1 protein-coding gene and 1 pseudogene are annotated in these 1,154 nt (G+C 68.4%); both read right to left on the bottom strand.

Annotated elements, in window-relative coordinates; all coding sequences use genetic code 11:
* On the bottom strand, nucleotides 1-739 hold a 739-nt coding region (locus ACWGPE_RS19105), incomplete at its 3' end, for an ACT domain-containing protein (protein WP_452049330.1).
* Nucleotides 740-781: 42 nt separating this feature from the next.
* Nucleotides 782-1,154: pseudogene (locus tag ACWGPE_RS19100) on the bottom strand (hypothetical protein); the annotation flags it as partial.

Below are 1,154 nucleotides of genomic sequence, written 5' to 3'. Positions count from 1 at the left end.
GCACGGAGGCGGGCAGACCGGCCAGGGTCGCCACCCGGCGGTGCAGGGACTCGGCGAAATCCAGTTCGCCGCGCATCGCCGCTTCGGTGACAGCGGCCACCTGTGCTTCCATACCGGCCCGGGCGGCCAGCATCTCGATGACCTCGCCCTGGATCAGGGTGGAGTCGACGTCGAACACGATGAGCCGCTTGGCCCGCCGGGCCAGGCTGTAATCCTCGAGTGCGATGTCGACGCCTTCGTCGACGGCCACCTGGGCCAACGCCGACTGCAGTTGGCTGTACGCGGCGCCGGCCGGCACCGAAACCCGGAGTTCCAGGCCGGTCACCGGGTAGTCGGACACGCCGCGGATCGTGTCGATGTTGACGCCAAGACCCGCGACCGCACGGGCCACCACACTGAACGCCTCGGCGGTGATCGGCCGGCCCAGCACCACGATGGTGTGGGTCGAAGGCTCGCGCATGACGGGCATGTCGTCACTGCGCTCGATCGTCACGTCCAGGCCGAGCCGGTGAATCGCCGTCTCGACGTCGCTGCGCAGCGCATCGCCGTCGACCGTCTCAGCCGGCGCCGCGACCAGCACACCCAGGGTGAGCCGGCCGCGGACCACGACCTGTTCGACGTTGCGTAGTTCGACCTGATGGCGGGCGAGCACCTCGAACAGCGCCGATGTGACACCGGGCTGATCGACTCCGGTGACGGTGATCAGTACCGACGAGCGCTCTCGCGGAGCACCGATCATCGAAACATCCTCGACGTGCTCACCCCCGGATGCTGCCACCCGTCAGCTGGAGCTGTCCGCAGACTCGAGCTCTGGGTGATGCGTGCGGCCCACGTGGGCCTCGGCACGCATCCGCTCGACCATGTGCGGGTAGTGCAGCTCGAACGCCGGGCGCTCTGAACGGATCCGGGGCAGCTCGGTGAAGTTGTGCCGCGGCGGCGGGCACGAGGTCGCCCACTCCAGCGAGTTGCCGTAACCCCAGGGGTCATCGACCGTCACGGGCTCGCCGTAGCGCCAGCTCTTGAACACGTTCCACACGAACGGCAGCGTCGAGATGCCCAGGATGAAGGCACCGATCGTGGAGATCACGTTGAGCGTGGTGAAGCCATCGGTGGGCAGGTAGTCCGCGTAGCGCCGCGGCATGCCCTCGTCACCG

The organism is Agromyces sp. NPDC055658 (assembly GCF_053618155.1).
Note: the sequence above shows the minus strand (reverse complement) of the source record. Positions and strands in the feature narration are given on the sequence as shown.